The following is a 16339-nucleotide window of genomic DNA, read 5'->3' as shown; positions in this document are numbered from 1 at the left end:
CGAAAACAATCAAAAAAGGTAATGATCGTATGATATTTATATGCGTTCTGAATAATTTGTAGAAGGGTGTCCTATAGTATGATGGCGCGTAGGATTGTTATTTTATTGCAAAAGGATGGTATGGTTGCAGACAGAAATGCCTGGTAGTCGCCGAAGCTATTTCTATAGTGTTCCACAGTACATCTTCGGCTAAACTTCGGACAATTTAGCTGAAGATGTACAGGGTCGAAACTCAAAAAAGTATTACGGAAATATGCTTTGAATGTGGATTTCACAATATTTCAAACTTCAACAGAATATTTAAGAAGAGTCAAGGATGCACTCCTTCTGAATTCACAGAAAGCTACTATGGGAGAAAGAAGTTAATCTGATATCCTTAAACAAGGAAAGGACTATTTTTTATTTTGTTTCAATTCAAGCAACAACACCAGATATGCAAGAAACTAAACCAAAAGTTTACATTAAATCCCGAGAACTTCTTCAGTGTTGATGTTTTCTTCAAATCGAATCCATTATCTTTGATCGCTCAATGAACCCGGGAAAACATAGCGCACGTACTGTTTTCACCTTCCACCAATGGAAAGGGAAAGGCTATGCTGTATTTGCCTCGTTAGGGAAACTGGTTCGAATCGGAAAGCTTTCAGCGACTGTTTCCCAGAACTTCTTTGCAAAAAACATGAACCAGCCTGAAGCATTCATGAGCTGGTTGTCCGGAAGTGGTTCGGAAGAAGATGATGAAGCTTTCCGGGACCCCTTGTCATTGGAGCAGCTGGCTTTGCTGGCAGGAGTCCAGCTTCCCCAAATCGCCGTCGCAAAACATTTGAATAAAGAGCAGCTGCTACCGGCTGCTTATTGGATATCTTATTTTTTAATCGAAGTCCGTTTTCTGCTGCATGCAGGGAACGGACTTTTTTATTCCCCTTAATCATGATTCAAATTGAAGAACTAAAAGAAAAAGTATTAGCAGGTTACCAGCTGAGTTACGAAGAAGGCGTGGAGCTTTACCACGCCAAAGACAAAGAAGCGCTTTACCGTGCTGCCGACGAAATCCGTGAACACTTTTGCGGAAATACGATCGATTTGTGTTCGATTACCAATGCCAAGTCAGGTCGTTGTCCACAGGATTGTAAATGGTGCAGCCAATCGCGTCACTATGCCACGCAGGTGGAAGAGTACGAAGTTGTTGACCGGAAAGAAGCGGTCGACCAGGCTCTGGTCAGTGCGTCGAAGGGCGTAAAACGTCACTCGCTGGTAACCAGCGGTCGCCGCGTTTACAACAAAACACTCGATCAGCTCATTCCGATTTACAAGGAAATTAAAGAGAAAACAAACCTGAGCCTCTGCGCGTCCATGGGATTAATTGACGAAGGACAACTGCGTCGCCTGCAGGAAGAAGTGGGCATTGAGCATTACCATTGCAACCTCGAAACAGCGCCGTCCTATTTCCCCGAAGTGGTTTCGACACATTCGATAGAGGAAAAAATCATTACCATCAAAACGGCTCAGAAGCTGGGCATTAAAGTTTGCTCCGGAGGTATTATTGGAATGGGCGAAACGGCAGAACATCGCGTTGAACTCGCCGCGACGCTGGCAAAGCTGGGCGTTCACTCCATTCCGATCAATATTCTGACTCCCGTGGAAGGAACGCCACTCGAGGGATCTGAAATGCTTCCGGAAGAAGACATTCTGGCGACCTTTGCCGTCTTCCGTTTTATGAATCCGAAAGCCAATATTCGTTTTGCCGGTGGACGTATCCAGATTAAGTCGTATCAGCACAAGGCATTGCGTGCCGGAGTGAGTGCAGCCCTAACCGGCGACTACCTGACAACAACGGGATCGAAAATCGAGGATGATCTTCGGGACTTTCAAGAAGCGGGATTTACCATAGACAACTAAAAAAGCCATGTTAAAAACAGCAACTAACCTAATTGATTTTGACAAAAAGCACATTTGGCATCCCTACACATCAGCTACAAAGCCCATCCCCAGTTACCCGGTCTGCCGGGCTGAAGGTGTCTACCTGGAACTGGAAGATGGGCGCCGGCTGGTTGACGGGATGTCGAGTTGGTGGGCTGCCATTCATGGTTATAACCATCCTGTGCTGAATGATGCCATTCGCGAACAGCTCGACGACATGGCTCATGTCATGTTTGGCGGAATTACCCACCGCCCCGCCGTTGAATTAGCCGAGAAGTTAATTGATTTGACTCCGGAGCCGCTTCAGCAGGTTTTTTATTCCGATTCCGGATCGGTAGCCGTGGAGGCTGCCCTGAAAATGGCCATGCAATACTGGCAATCGGCAGGAAAGCCGGAAAAAAATCACTTCGTCAGTCTTAGTAAAGGCTATCATGGCGACACCTGGCATGCCATGTCGGTTTGCGATCCTGTAACCGGCATGCATACCATCTTCGGAAGCCAGTTGCCGCAACAGGATTTTATCCCTTCGCCCTCCTCTCCTTTTCACGGCGAGTGGGATCCGGTGGACCTGGAGCCATTGCTGGATTTAATTGAAACGAAGGGGTCGGAAATTGCAGCAATTGTAGTGGAACCCATCGTACAGGGAGCCGGAGGGATGTGGTTTTACCACCCTCGGTTCTTAGCGGAAGTTCGGCGGATTTGCGATGAAAACAACATTCTGCTTATTGCCGACGAAATTGCCACAGGCTTCGGAAGAACAGGGAAGTTATTCGCTTGCCAATGGGCAGCAGTCTCGCCCGATGTTATGTGCCTTGGCAAAGCAATTACCGGCGGCTATCTAAGTTTTGCAGCAACGCTCTGCACGAAACAGATTGCCGAAACAATCTCAAATGGCAATCCGGGTGTATTCATGCATGGACCAACATTCATGGGCAACCCGCTGGCTTGTGCTGTGGCTAACGCAAGCATCAGTTTGTTGCTGAACTCGAATTGGGAAGAACGTGTTCACGGCATAGAAGTACAGCTGCGTGCTGAGCTGAAACAGCTGCAAACCTTGCCCCATGTGGCCGATGTTCGAGTACTGGGCGCCATTGGAGTCGTCGAACTAAAGCAGGCAGTCGATTTGCCGGTCATCCAACGCAGGTTTGTTGAACATGGCGTTTGGGTGCGTCCATTTGGCCGCCTGGTTTACCTGATGCCGCCATTTATCATCTCACCCGATGAATTATCCCAACTGACAACTGCTGTCTCCCAAATTATTTCAACCGAATAAGCATGAAGCAAAACTATATTGATCGCTTAACAGCACTCGAAAAACAGTCAAACCTGCGAAAAATTCCCCAGGCAGTTCCCCAAGGTCAGGTTAACCTGTCGTCGAACGATTATTTAGGAATAGCTGCCGACCTACGATTAAAAACTGAATTCCTTGAAAGCCAAAATCTCGCGGAACTCAACTTCACCGCAGCTTCGTCGAGGTTGCTTACCGGCAATTGTTCCGAATACGACCGGCTGGAAAAGCTGATTGCACAAGCCTATCAACGGGAAAGCTGCCTGGTGTTCAACAGTGGCTACCACGCCAATATTGGAATCCTGCCTGCTTTGGCCGGAAGTCGCGATTTGATTATTGCTGACAAACTTGTTCATGCCAGCATCATCGACGGGCTTCAGTTAAGCAAAGCGGAGATTCGTCGTTACAGGCACCAGCACTACGATCACCTGGAATCGCTCCTGCAAAAATACAGAGACGATTATGAACAGGTATTCATTGTTACAGAGAGTATTTTCAGCATGGATGGCGACTTGGCCAATTTGCCGACTTTAGTTCGTCTGAAAAAACAATACAAGGCTTTCCTTTATGTCGACGAAGCCCATGCACTGGGCGTGTCAGGCACTCAAGGTTTAGGACTGAGCGAACACGATGATTTGATGCAGGACATTGATTTCATTGTCGGAACTTTTGGGAAAGCGCTGGCATCGGTTGGGGCTTTTGTTGTTTGCGACACGGTCTTCAAAAACTATTTGATTAACACATCGCGCAGCTTCATTTTTACCACAGCACTTCCATCGATCAACCTCGCCTGGACAGTTTTCATTTTTGAAAAGATGCTAAAAATGACGGAACGGCGCAAGCAACTGGAACAGCTCTGTATCGACTTTTCAGAGTGCTTAAACATCCCTTATCAAAGTCATATTATTCCGGTAATTATTGGCGGAAATAACGAAGCAGTCCGTGTTGCGGAGAGACTACGGGAGGAAGGCTTTTACATATTGCCGATTCGCCATCCGACCGTACCGGAAGGCACTGCACGCTTGCGCATTTCGCTCTATGCCGGGCTGCAAATCGGTGAACTCAACAAATTAATCAATCAATTGACCGCTCATGACGCAAAAATGGATTAAAAGAAAAGGAGAGCCAGCTTGTATCCTCTTTTTTAACGGTTGGGGAATGGATGAACATGTTCTGGATGAATTTGACCACCGCGGGTTTGACGTCTGTCACTTGAATGATTTTAGTCAAATAGAACCTCTTCCGACCGATGAATTTCAATACCAGACGATCATTGTTGTTGCCTGGTCGCTGGGCGTTTGCGCGGCTAACGAAATCCTGCCAAAATCAAAATTGCAGCTTACACAATGCCTGGCCATTAACGGAACTCCATGGGTTCGGCACGATGAGATGGCCATTCCACATACAACGTTCAAACAAACATTGGATGGCTGGAATGAACGCACCCGTTTCAAGTTCAACCTGAGAATGTTTGGCGGGAAAAATAGGCTCGACAAAGCAACGAAGCAACAATCACAACGAAGTACAGCTAACCAAAAACTGGAATTACAGTTTTTTTATGATTTGGAGCAAACGACAGCGAACCAAAACCTAAGCTGGGATGCTGCTTTCGTAGCGATAAACGACCAAATTATTCCGACTGCCCATCAACTCAATTTTTGGTCGGACAAAGCCCGGGTAATTGAAACCGATTGGACCCACTTTCCTTTTTCGGAAGTAAAAAGCTGGCACGAACTCCTAAAAATCGCAAAGCAATGATCATCGACAAAGAAACCGTAAGAAAACGATTTGGGAAAAGTAGGCACAGCTACAATCAGCATGCTTCTGTGCAACGCGAAATCTGCGGTAAGCTGACCGATTGTCTGGCGACAAACGGACTAACCACTTTCAGCTCACTGCTTGAGGTTGGATGCGGGTCCGGCCTGCTAACAAACGAAATCCTAAAAATAGCAACGCCCCGTAAATACTATGTCAATGACCTGGTTGGCGCAAAAGAAAACGGCATTGAAGAAATCTTCAGGCAACACCAGTTTAAGGATTGGACTTTTCTCGAAGGAGATGCGGAAATAATTGAATTTCCGAGACATTTAGATGCCGTTCTATCGTCGTCAACAGTTCAGTGGTTCCACAATCTAAAGGCCTTTATACTGAAAGTTCACCATGCGGTGAAGCCGGGTGGATTATTTGCCTTCAGCACATTCGGCCCACAAAATTTTCAGGAAATCAAAACAGCCAGCAACCAGGGCCTGCTTTATTATACGGCAAATGAAATCCGGGAAATGATGAGTGATCACTTTGATATTCTCTACCTGCACGATGAACAAGTACAACTTCATTTTAATCACCCCACCGATGTACTTCGGCATATTAAAAATACAGGTGTGAACGCCATTGCAAAAACATCGTGCTGGAATCGTCGGAAACTGGAGGCGTTTGAAATGAATTACCCGGTTAGCACCCCGAATGATTTTGTGTTAACCTATCATCCAATCATCTTATTAGCAAAAAACAAACATGAGTAAAACCTATTTTATTAGCGGCATCGACACCGACTGCGGCAAAACGATGATAACCGGGTTGCTTGCCCGCGAACTCTACCAAAATGGCATAAAAGTAATTACACAAAAGCTGGTCCAAACCGGAAGTGGCGAAATTGCTAACGATCTGCTCCGGCATCGGGAAATTATGGGAATTGACCTGCAGGAGGTTGATTTGAAAAAAGTAACCTGCCCCTATGTTTTTAGGTTCCCGGCTTCGCCCCATCTCTCCGCCCGAATGGAAAATACAACGATTAGTCCCGAGTTCATCAGCCAAGCAACGAAACACCTGGAGAGAACATACGATACGGTGCTTTTAGAGGGAGCCGGAGGATTAATGGTTCCAATTAAAGATGACTTACTGACAATCGACTATTTGCAAGCTAAAGGCTTTCCTCTAATACTTGTGAGTTCATCAAGACTGGGCAGTATCAACCATACGTTGCTGAGTATAGAAGCCTGCCTGAGTCGGAAAATTGAGATTAAAGCTTTAATTTATAACCATCTGCCAAACGAAGACAGCCTAATCGCCCGTGAAAGTGTAGATGTACTGAAACGATATTTGTATCATTTCTCTCCGAAGACACATTTAATGGAATGTCCGGAGGTGAAAGGAAAAAGTTACCCTACTCTTGGGTGTGCATGTATTCTTACTTGAAATGAGTCTGTGTAAGTCTTCAACCTTGGAGTTGCTAAATTTCATTGGATAGAAGGCTAAGGATTATTTTAGTTTCATACATCCTCCTTATTACTGTTGAATTTAATCTAAAGTGCATATCTCCCCCATGAGTGATAACTTGTAAAAATGAAATTACTTGTTTTTTGTATATCAATGTGGGGTTCTTTTGTCGAGATTATGACCGCCATGGCACCCCATACCTTATAAAGGCTACTTTATAGCAATCGGCTTATGGGACTGGTATTTCTGGTGGGTAATTGGCCCGGACAAGGGGATCCACGAATCAGACGCTAAGATCAACTGAGACAGCTGCTTAACGTCAAACCAATCGGGACATATTTCCATTACGATTTAATGAGTACTTTTTAATAATCAAATTGATTTTAAGTGACTTTTTTGTTTAGTCGTCTTCTCTGATTTAGAGTACTAATTTTTATTTGCTTTCGCTCTTTTAAAGTCTGTGCACCTTAGTTTCGATACACTGATTCCGGTGTCAGAGTCGATAATGATTTATGATATCGGTAATTGTAATATATAGATAACAAATTCCGCTGTTTTCTGATGCAACTGACGGCAAATAGTAATGCTGTAGATTTGAAAGGTTTTCGGCAATGTAGACTAGATGTTGACTAAAAAATAAAAGCGAGCATTTTTAAAGTGCTCGCTTCCATATTGAAGTGGTTTTTATTTGTGGAGATGCCGGGAATCGAACCCGGGTCCAAACGAGGAAGCAATATGCTTTCTACATGCTTATCCCCGACTTAATTTTCGTGTAGCAGCAGGATCAAGGCCACCGACTACTACCTTAGCTTCTTAATTTTTGCAAAAGCTCCGAAGCAAAGCTTTCACTATTCCCGATTTACTTGCACCGCCGGATCGGGCCGCTTCAGGAAATTAGCACCCGGGCGATGTCTTGTCCCGGCACCTAGTGTCGGGATTAAGTGTAATCTACTTAGTAGAATTACGCAGCAAGAGCGTAGTTGTTTTCGCCAATTAAAAGTTTGCCTATTGAGATTATTGAGCCAACAGACAAAGCTCAGCATGCTTACATACCTCTTCTACCCGCTGTCAAAACCAGTCATCCCCGGTAGAATGGAGCACAAAATTACATTATTTTTCGGTAATCCAAGAAGGATTGGAGGTCTTTACATTATTTTACTGGTTAAGGCAGATTTATGATTCAGCAGATTGGATCTTTTTGATTACAGTTGGTTTTTTCTGTATCTTCGGACAAGTACCCCTAAGACGAGAATATGAAAGTTGGAATACTCCGGGAAACCCGAAGATGGAAAGACAGACGAGTGGCTATTACGCCTGAAACAGCTGTCATGATTCGGGAAAATTATCCAAATGTAGAGTTGTTTGTTCAGACGAGCCAGGTGAGGGTTCACACCGATGATGAGTATCGGGAAATAGGAATCCCTGTTGTCGAAGATGTGTCGCATTGCGACCTCTTGATTGGCGTGAAAGAAGTAGCTCCAGAAACGATGATTGAAGGTAAAACCTACATCATGTTTGCCCATGTGGCCAAAAAACAAGGCTATAATCAAGGTTTTTTTGCTGAAATGGCCCTTAAGAAAATTACCCTGCTGGATTATGAATATTTTACTGATTCGAAAAAAAATCGGTTGGTCGCTTTTGGCTTTTGGGCTGGAGTTGTCGGAAGCTATTATGCCTTTAAAGGCATTGCGAAACGATTCCTGAAGGTTGATATTCCGGGTCCGGAAGAATGCCGCGACTTAAAAGAGTTACATCACCACTTGAGGCAATTTAAAGTGCCACCCCTGAAAATTGTTTTAACCGGCGGTGGAAGAGTCGCTGCCGGAGCATTGGAAATTATCCGCGAAATAGGAATTCCCGAGGTCAGTCCGCTGGATTTTATTAATCGCGAATATAAGCACGCCGTTTACAGTCGTTTGGATCCGGAAGATTATGTGGCCCCCAAAGACGGGACTTTTAGTCAACAGGAGTTTTACAAAGATCCTTCGGATTATGTCTCCAAATTTCAACCCTACCTGGAAAATGCGGATGTGTTTATTGCCTGCCATTTTTGGGACAGTAACTCACCTGTTTTCTTCACTAAGGAGCAGTTGGCAGATCGAAAGTTTGCCATTTCGCTTATTGCCGACGTTAGTTGCGACCTGGAAGGTCCGATTCCGACGACAATGCGAACCAGCTCCATTGAAGAGCCTTTTTATGATGTTAATCCCTATGAGTTAGCGGAGGAGCCGGCATTCAGTCATTCGAAGAATGTTACCGTGATGGCTGTCGATAATTTACCCACAGCCTTGCCGCTGGATGCATCAAGAACCTTTGCACGGGATCTGTACACGTTTGTTTTTCCGTCCATTTTTGGTGAAGACACTGAAGGAATTGCCGAGCGGGCCACCATTTTAAAGCAAGGGCAGCTAACACCTGTATTTAGTTATTTGGATTCGTTCTTAAATAAAGACTGATCAAAGTAGCGCTTAAGTATTGTGAGAGAATAAATAAGGGGAGTAAGTTCAAAATAAATCAATTTTAGAATAAAATATTCGGCATCGGTTTTATTCTTTTAAAATGAAAATATTATTTTTGCATGCCGTTGTTTAATCGGGATGTAGCGCAGTTGGTAGCGTACCACGTTCGGGACGTGGGGGTCGTCTGTTCGAGTCAGATCATCCCGACCTCAAAGAGAAAAAAGCTCGTAAGTATTTTGAACTTACGGGCTTTTTTATTTGGTGAATTTCAGCCTGGTTGTTAATGGTCTTTCAAGCTTTCCTTGTCTTAAATCGTTTAAAAACGATTTCCGGTGTGTTTCATTTTATGAGCTAGGTCGTTATAGTCGATCTCCGTATTTGTCTGTTTAATTTGAAGGTCAGTTTTACGATTAAATCGATCAATACAGCTGCAATTGATTCAATCAATTATTCTGATTATTGTTATCTTGAGGCGAATTATTCCAGGAAGTAGGAATTCAAAACGACATAAACCTTTCAAAATAAAACCCCAATAATTTCAAATTGATGAAAAGAATCGTATTAATCGTTCTACTAGGCTTGTTTACTGCTTATTCGGGACTGGCACAGTATGTTTTAAAATCTCCAAACGGGAAATCCGAGATAAAAATTGATATCGGTGATAATGTAAGTTATTCCGTTTTTCGGGATGGAGTGGCTGTTGTTTCCGGGTCGGCAGTAAGTTATCGCTTTGCCAGTCAACCTCCTTTGGGAAACGATTTGCAGGTGAAAGCTTCAACCCAAAACGAAATAAACGAAAGCTGGAAGCCAGTGCTGAAACGCGAATCGGAGGTCATTAATCATTATAACGAATTGATCCTGTCGCTGGAAGAAAAACGGTTTCCGCGACGTACCCTAAATTTAACCGTCAGAGCCTATAATGATGGAGTTGCTTTCCGAAATGAGTTTACCGGGCCGGGTCAGTTGGAGAAGTATACCATTACAGACGAAGGCACGACGTTCGATTTTTCGGAAGATTTCACTTGTTGGGCAGCCGACTACAAGACTTTTGAGTCGTCTCAGGAAACCGAATTTTTGAAACGAAATATATCGGATATAACGAATCTAATGTTGCTTGGGCTTCCGGTTACATTGAAGGTGAACGATACGTGTTATGCTGCCATTACTGAAGCTGCTATTGTTGATTTTGGAGGCATGTTTCTGAAACCGACCTTGCCCAATAAAACAAATAGTTTAAAGGTACAACTCTCTCCAAGGCCGGGGCAAGGTACAGATGGTGAAAAGGATATTATCACAATTCCGCACAAAACCCCTTGGCGCGTGATCATGCTGGGGGATACCCCGGGAAATTTGGTCGAATCTGAGTTGGTTTGCAATTTGAATGATCCATGCGCCATTGAAGATCCGTCATGGATCAAGCCGGGGCTGTCAGCCTGGGATCATTGGTGGAGTGCAGAGGTGCAAATGGATACCAAAACCATAAAACAATACATCGATTTGGCTAGCGAAATGGGATGGCCCTATCAGTTGATTGACTGGCAATGGTATGGTCGGTTCAATCAACCGGATGCTGATATTACAACCGTCAATCCGGATGTGAATATGCCTGAGGTACTCGACTATGCCAAGAGCAGAGGAGTAAAATGTTGGGTTTGGCTTTACTGGACCGATGTTGATCGCAGCGATATTGAGAAGGCATTTGCTTTGTATGAAGAATGGGGACTGGTTGGAATTAAAATCGACTTTATGGACCGCGAGGACCAGGAAATGGTGAACTGGTATCATAAAATTGTGAAAACTGCAGCTAAATATCACCTGATGGTTGACTTTCACGGGGCATACAAACCGGACGGTTTCAGGAGAACTTATCCAAATTTACTAACCCGCGAGGGAGTAATGGGAAATGAGTATAACAAATGGTCGAACAGGGTAACTCCCGAGCATTGCCTGACCTTACCTTTCACGCGGATGTTGGCCGGACCGATGGATTTCACTCCGGGCGGTTTTTTGAACCGTACACCGGAGGATTTCAAGTGCACCAGTCCTGCCAATGTATTGGGAACCCGCTGTTTTCAGTTGGCGGAGTTTGTGGTTTACGACAGTCCGTTTATGGTTGCCTGCGATCACCCGGATAATTACAAAGGACAGGAAGGCGCAGAGTTCCTGAAAAAGGTAAAATCGGTGTGGGACGATACCAAAGTGCTGAACGGACAGATTGGTGAGTATATTACCATGGCGCGTCGTTCGGGCGATCAGTGGTTCATTGGATCAATGACGAATAGTGATGAACGGGAACTGGAGATTAAGCTTGATTTTCTGGGATCGGGCAAATACCGAATGGTTGCTTTTGAAGATGTTGAAGATTCCTCTGTTGATGCAGAAAAACTGCAACGGTCAGAAACGACAGTCTCACATGGCGACAAGCTGACGATGAAGATGGTCGCCGGAGGAGGTTTTGCAGCCTACCTTGTGCCCGTCGAATAATTTACGCAACAGCTTGCATGCTCTGCTTAACCACAGTGTAAATTTTTATGAATTCATTTAGGGGATTATGGGCAGATTTGCGTTTAATTAATAAAGGGTCATTTTTAATTGAAAGAACAATCCATTTATAAAATACATAATTTGATATGAAAAAAAAGATATTAGCTGTCGCGATGATGTTGGCGGGTTTTGGAGCTCAGGCACAAAACTACTGGCAGGATCCGAAGGTGAATGAAGTAAACCGCGTGCCGATGCACAGTGCGTTCTTTGCCTACGAGTCAGAAGCGAAAGCAGAAACCGGCTTAAAAGAAAGTTCGAGTAATTTTATGAGCCTGAATGGCGTGTGGAAATTCAACTGGGTGCAGCATGCCTGGCAACGGCCAACCGATTTCTACAAAGTTGACATGAACGATAAAGGCTGGAACGACATGCAGGTTCCCGGACTTTGGGAATTGAACGGTTATGGAGATCCGCTTTATGTCAATATCGGATACGCCTGGCGCCACCAGTATAAAAATACCCCGCCCATTGTGCCTGAAGAAAACAATCATGTAGGTACTTATCGTAGAGAAATTGAGTTGCCGGCTGATTGGAGCGGTAAAGAAATTTTTGTTCACTTTGGCTCGGTGACTTCTAATATCAACCTGTATGTCAACGGCAAGTTTGTTGGTTACAGCGAAGACAGCAAACTGGAGGCTGAATTCGACCTGACAAAATATCTAAAGCCGGGGAAAAACCTTGTGGCATTTCAGACATTTCGCTGGTGTGATGGCAGCTACCTGGAAGACCAGGATTTCTGGCGTTTCTCAGGTGTTGGCAGAGACTGCTATCTTTATGCCCGCAATAAAACCTACATCAGCGACTTGAAAGTTACCCCGGACTTAGTAAACGATTATACCGATGGTACACTGCAGGTAAAAGTCGATTTATCAGCGAAAGCCGATGTTGAATTGAAGCTAACCGATGCAACAGGAAAAGTTGTAGGCGAAAAACAGCTGAGTGGCTCCGACGAATTGGTCACAGAAATTGAAGTGGCTAAGCCTGAAAAATGGACGGCTGAAACACCAACACTTTACAGCCTGACTGCCACCTTGAAAAAATCAGGGGCGGTGCAGGAAGTGATTACCGTAAAAGTCGGTTTCCGTAAGGTTGAGATGAAAAACAGCCAGCTTTGTGTGAATGGTCAGCCTATTCTGATTAAAGGGGTGAACCGTCACGAACTGGATCCGGATGGAGGTTATGTGGTTTCACCCGAGCGCATGGAGCAGGATATCCTGATGATGAAGAAGTTCAACGTGAATGCGGTGCGTACGTGCCACTATCCCGATAACAACTTGTGGTATGAGCTGTGCGATAAGTACGGGATTTATGTCGTTGCCGAAGCCAATGTCGAGTCGCACGGGATGGGCTATGGCGATGAAACGCTGGCTAAGAACCCGTTGTTTGCAAAAGCTCACTTGGAGCGCGATCAGCGGAATGTACTCCGAAATTACAACCATCCATCAGTCATTATTTGGTCGATGGGGAATGAGGCGGGCTTCGGCTCTAATTTCGAAGCTTGTTACAAATGGACGAAGGCTTACGATAAATCGCGCCCGGTCCAGTACGAGCGGGCAGGTGAAAATGAATTCACCGATATTTTTTGCCCGATGTATTACGATTACAAGAACAGCGAGAAATATGGCCAGTCTGATAAGAAGAAACCCCTCATTCAATGTGAATACGCCCACGCCATGGGCAACTCTGAAGGTGGTTTCAAAGAGTACTGGGATTTAATTCGTAAATATCCGCTCTATCAGGGTGGGTTTATCTGGGATTTTGTCGACCAGTCCATCCATTGGCAAAACAAAGACGGTCAATTGATTTATGCTTATGGTGGCGATTTCAACCCCTATGATGCGACCGATAATAACTTTTTGGATAATGGTCTGATCAGCCCTGATCGGAAGCCAAATCCGCATTACAAAGAAGTTGGCTATTACTACCAGTCGATCTGGACCACGCCGGTTGATTTGAAAAACGGACAGGTTGAGGTCTATAACGAATATTTTTTCCGAGATCTGTCAAACTTCTACCTTGAATGGGAACTGGTAGCTGACGGAAAGGTATTGAAAACCGGAACAGTTAGCGATCTGCATGTTGGTCCACAACAAAAAGTTAAAGTTGACTTGGGCGTTAAAATACCAGCAGACCTTGAGGCTAACGAAGTATTTGTAAATGTTGCCTATAAACTAAAATCGGAGGAACAGCTTGTTTCGGCCGGTTACGCATTGGCTCGTCAGCAGTTGGCCGTCAACGAATGGCAGTTTAGCGATGTCGTTTTAGCCAATAAAGTGGCGGTCAATCAGAAGGTCGTTGAGCCAACGATTGTTGACGAAGATATAAACTACCTGTTGGTGAAAGGCGAAAACTTCCAAATCGATTTCAGCCGCAAATCCGGTTATCTGTGTCGCTATTTGGTTGATGGCAAATTCGTATTTGAAGATGGCACCCAATTAGAACCAAACTTTTGGCGAGCACCAACCGACAATGATTACGGAGCTGAATTGCAGTTAAAATATGCAGTTTGGAAGAATCCGAAATTGGAGTTGAAATCGCTTAGTGCAGCAATGACTCCGGAAGGATTAGCCGAAGTGAAAGCAGAATACGACATGACTGACGTTGGAGGTCAGCTACATTTGACCTACCAGATTAATAATGAAGGAGCCATAAAAGTAAGCCAGCAACTGGTTGCCGGCGAAAAAGGAAAGGTCTCCGAAATGTTCCGTTTCGGGATGAAACTGGAAATGCCTGAAAACTATTCGCACATTAAATACTATGGTCGCGGGCCGGGCGAGAACTACATCGATCGTAAAGATGCAGACTTTATCGGTCTGTATGATCAAAGCGTCGAAGAACAAGCTTACGCTTACATTCGTCCGCAGGAAACCGGAACTAAATCCGACATTCGATGGTGGGCGCAACTAGATGAAACCGGTTCAGGTGTTTGTTTCAAATCGGATAATGTTTACTCGATTTCAGCTTTGAATTACACCGTTGAATCCCTGGATGACGGTATTCAAAAAGATCAACGTCACTTTGCTGAAGTGGTACAAAGTGATTTTGTTACTATTTGTATTGACAAAACGCAAATGGGGCTGGGCTGTGTAAACAGTTGGGGAGCAGTTCCACGTGAGGAATACAAACTTCCTTATCAGGATTACGAGTTTAACTTTGTAATTCAACCTGTGAAGCATATTTTCAAGGTTTACTAATCTGCAGCTATTTGGAAAGAGGCAGGATGGAATGAACCGGTTGGTGATTTCGTCCTGCCTTTTTTTTGATATTGACACTTGCCAACCATTGCTATTTCCTGATATTATTAAGCTATCATTAAAGCGATTCTTATCCGTTGTCGTTAACGGAATAATGTGGAAAGCAATGGCGATCTTTGCAGCCAATTCAGGTCTCGACTTGATGTGACCAGATAAAAAATCAACTAACAAACAAATTAATATAAAAAGCCAGAATATGGGAATGGAACAAACATGGCGGTGGTACGGGCCAACAGATCCGGTTACGCTGACAGATATTAGACAAGCCGGTGCTACCGGAATTGTAACAGCTTTACACGAAGTTCCGATCGGCGAGGTGTGGACGATCGAAGCAATCCAAGAACGCAAAAAAATCATTGAGTTTGACAGCTCTGTGAGTCCGGCAAAACCACGTGGATTGAACTGGAGTGTTATTGAAAGTATTCCGGTCCACGAAGACATTAAACAAGGAAAGGCTAATCGCGATGTATGGATTGAGAAATATAAAGAATCAATTCGAAACGTTGGGAAAGTAGGAATTCCGGTTTTGACTTATAACTGGATGCCTGTTGTTGACTGGACCCGCACAAACCTGGAAATGGAATTGAGCGATGGAGCCAGGGCTCTTGAATTTAATATGAGCGATTTCATCGCTTTCGACATGTTCATTTTGCGAAGAGAAGGGGCTGAAGCCTGTTACTCGAAAGAACAACTAGAACTTGCCAAACAGAAGTTCGAATCCATGAGCTCGGAGAAACAGTACATGCTTCAGAAGAATATTATTGCCGGTCTTCCGGGAGGGCAGGAAGGATATTCAATCGAAGATTTTCGTGCTCGTTTGGCAGAGTATAAGGAGATCGATTCGGCACAATATCGCGAAAATCTGAAGTATTTCCTTGAACAGATTGTTCCGATTGCCATTGAATCGGGCGTGCGTTTAGCAATCCATCCCGACGATCCACCAATTCCATTGTTTGGATTACCGCGTGTTGTAAGCACCGAGAATGATCTGCAGTATATCGTCAATGTTGTCGATTCAATATACAATGGCCTGTGTATCTGCACTGGTTCATTGGGTGTACGTGCCGACAACGATTTGCCAGGTATTGTTGAACGTTTGGGAAGTAAGATTAACTTTTTACATTTGCGCAGTACACAACGCGGCCTAGATGGTAGTTTCCATGAAGCCAGTCACTTGCGCGGCGATGTTGACATGTACAGCGTTATCGTGGCTGTTCTGAAAGAACAAAGGAAACGTCATTCCATGAACCGTCGCGACGATGTGATCCCGATGCGTGCCGACCACGGACATATGATTCTGGATGACCTGAAGAAGAAAACGAACCCCGGGTATTCTGCCATTGGATTATTGAGAGGTCAGGCTGAACTAAGAGGTTTAGAACTGGGCATAGAAAAAAGTGGCGTTGTTTTTAAATAAGATCAACTGAATGACCAGCCGGATTTTTAGTCTGGTGTGAGTCACGAAAGTATTATATAGAAGGAAGCTCTGAAATTGACTTAAGTCTGATTTCAGAGCTTTTCTTTTTGCGCTTAGAAAGCTCAAATTTGATCTGGGAGTTGGCTAGCCGCAACTAAGCCAACTTGATGAGCGATTATTTTTCTCTAGCTTACCTTGGTTATCCGCTGTCCGGCAATTGAGTGATTAAACTATCACCAACTTT

12 protein-coding genes, 1 tRNA gene and 1 other RNA gene are annotated in these 16339 nt (G+C 44.4%); 13 read left to right on the top strand and 1 reads right to left on the bottom strand.

The features are described 5' to 3' along the window. Nucleotides 1-215 precede the first annotated feature (215 nt). The 8 genes from GJV22_RS00710 (at nucleotide 216) to bioD (ending at nucleotide 6400) form a co-directional block, all read left to right on the top strand. Nucleotides 216-371, top strand: coding sequence for a helix-turn-helix domain-containing protein (locus GJV22_RS00710; RefSeq protein WP_163707287.1), 156 nt, complete (start codon nucleotides 216-218; stop codon nucleotides 369-371). Nucleotides 372-529: 158 nt separating this feature from the next. Then, nucleotides 530-925, top strand: coding sequence for a hypothetical protein (locus tag GJV22_RS00705; protein WP_163707285.1), 396 nt, complete (start codon nucleotides 530-532; stop codon nucleotides 923-925). A gap of 2 nt (nucleotides 926-927) precedes the next feature. Further along, nucleotides 928-1896: a biotin synthase BioB gene (bioB, locus tag GJV22_RS22105; protein ID WP_205461707.1), complete on the top strand. Its 969-nt coding sequence runs from the start codon at nucleotides 928-930 to the stop codon at nucleotides 1894-1896. A 7-nt stretch (nucleotides 1897-1903) separates the two neighbouring features. Then, nucleotides 1904-3190 carry an adenosylmethionine--8-amino-7-oxononanoate transaminase gene (gene bioA / locus GJV22_RS22100; protein ID WP_205461706.1) on the top strand — a complete coding sequence of 429 codons (1287 nt, stop codon included), beginning with the start codon at nucleotides 1904-1906 and terminating at the stop codon, nucleotides 3188-3190. A gap of 2 nt (nucleotides 3191-3192) precedes the next feature. Beyond that, nucleotides 3193-4317: an aminotransferase class I/II-fold pyridoxal phosphate-dependent enzyme gene (locus GJV22_RS00695; protein ID WP_163707283.1), complete on the top strand. Its 1125-nt coding sequence runs from the start codon at nucleotides 3193-3195 to the stop codon at nucleotides 4315-4317. Then, complete coding sequence (locus GJV22_RS00690; protein WP_163707281.1) at nucleotides 4298-4963, top strand: pimeloyl-ACP methyl esterase BioG family protein; 666 nt, start codon at nucleotides 4298-4300, stop codon at nucleotides 4961-4963. The genes GJV22_RS00695 and GJV22_RS00690 overlap by 20 nt, the downstream gene beginning before the upstream one ends. After that, nucleotides 4960-5727 carry a malonyl-ACP O-methyltransferase BioC gene (gene bioC / locus GJV22_RS00685; RefSeq protein ID WP_163707279.1) on the top strand — a complete coding sequence of 256 codons (768 nt, stop codon included), beginning with the start codon at nucleotides 4960-4962 and terminating at the stop codon, nucleotides 5725-5727. The genes GJV22_RS00690 and bioC overlap by 4 nt, the downstream gene beginning before the upstream one ends. Continuing rightward, entirely contained in the window at nucleotides 5720-6400 is a 681-nt protein-coding gene (gene bioD, locus GJV22_RS00680) for a dethiobiotin synthase (RefSeq protein WP_163707277.1), read from the top strand. Before bioC ends, bioD begins: the two co-directional genes overlap by 8 nt. Nucleotides 6401-7109: 709 nt before the next feature. Here bioD and ssrA read toward each other — a convergent pair. Continuing rightward, nucleotides 7110-7507, bottom strand: a transfer-messenger RNA (tmRNA) gene (gene ssrA, locus GJV22_RS00675). Nucleotides 7508-7674: 167 nt separating this feature from the next. Between ssrA and GJV22_RS00670 the strand changes: the two genes are divergently transcribed. The 5 genes from GJV22_RS00670 (at nucleotide 7675) to uxuA (ending at nucleotide 16095) form a co-directional block, all read left to right on the top strand. Continuing rightward, nucleotides 7675-8877, top strand: coding sequence for an NAD(P)-dependent oxidoreductase (locus tag GJV22_RS00670; protein ID WP_163707276.1), 1203 nt, complete (start codon nucleotides 7675-7677; stop codon nucleotides 8875-8877). A gap of 137 nt (nucleotides 8878-9014) precedes the next feature. Then, a tRNA-Pro gene (locus tag GJV22_RS00665) sits at nucleotides 9015-9087 on the top strand. Between the two features lie 339 nt (nucleotides 9088-9426). Then, the gene (locus tag GJV22_RS22095; protein ID WP_205461705.1) at nucleotides 9427-11364 is read left to right on the top strand and encodes a glycoside hydrolase family 97 protein; all 1938 of its coding nucleotides are present in this window, start codon (nucleotides 9427-9429) and stop codon (nucleotides 11362-11364) included. 146 nt (nucleotides 11365-11510) lie between these two features. Next, nucleotides 11511-14618: a glycoside hydrolase family 2 TIM barrel-domain containing protein gene (locus GJV22_RS00655; protein WP_163707273.1), complete on the top strand. Its 3108-nt coding sequence runs from the start codon at nucleotides 11511-11513 to the stop codon at nucleotides 14616-14618. A gap of 262 nt (nucleotides 14619-14880) precedes the next feature. After that, nucleotides 14881-16095, top strand: a complete 1215-nt coding sequence (uxuA, locus tag GJV22_RS00650; RefSeq protein WP_163707270.1) for a mannonate dehydratase — start codon at nucleotides 14881-14883, stop codon at nucleotides 16093-16095. The last annotated feature ends 244 nt before the right edge of the window (nucleotides 16096-16339 follow it).

The organism is Mangrovibacterium lignilyticum, from assembly GCF_010882175.1.
GTDB lineage: Bacteria > Bacteroidota > Bacteroidia > Bacteroidales > Prolixibacteraceae > Mangrovibacterium > Mangrovibacterium lignilyticum.
This window is presented reverse-complemented; position numbering and strand designations above follow the sequence as displayed.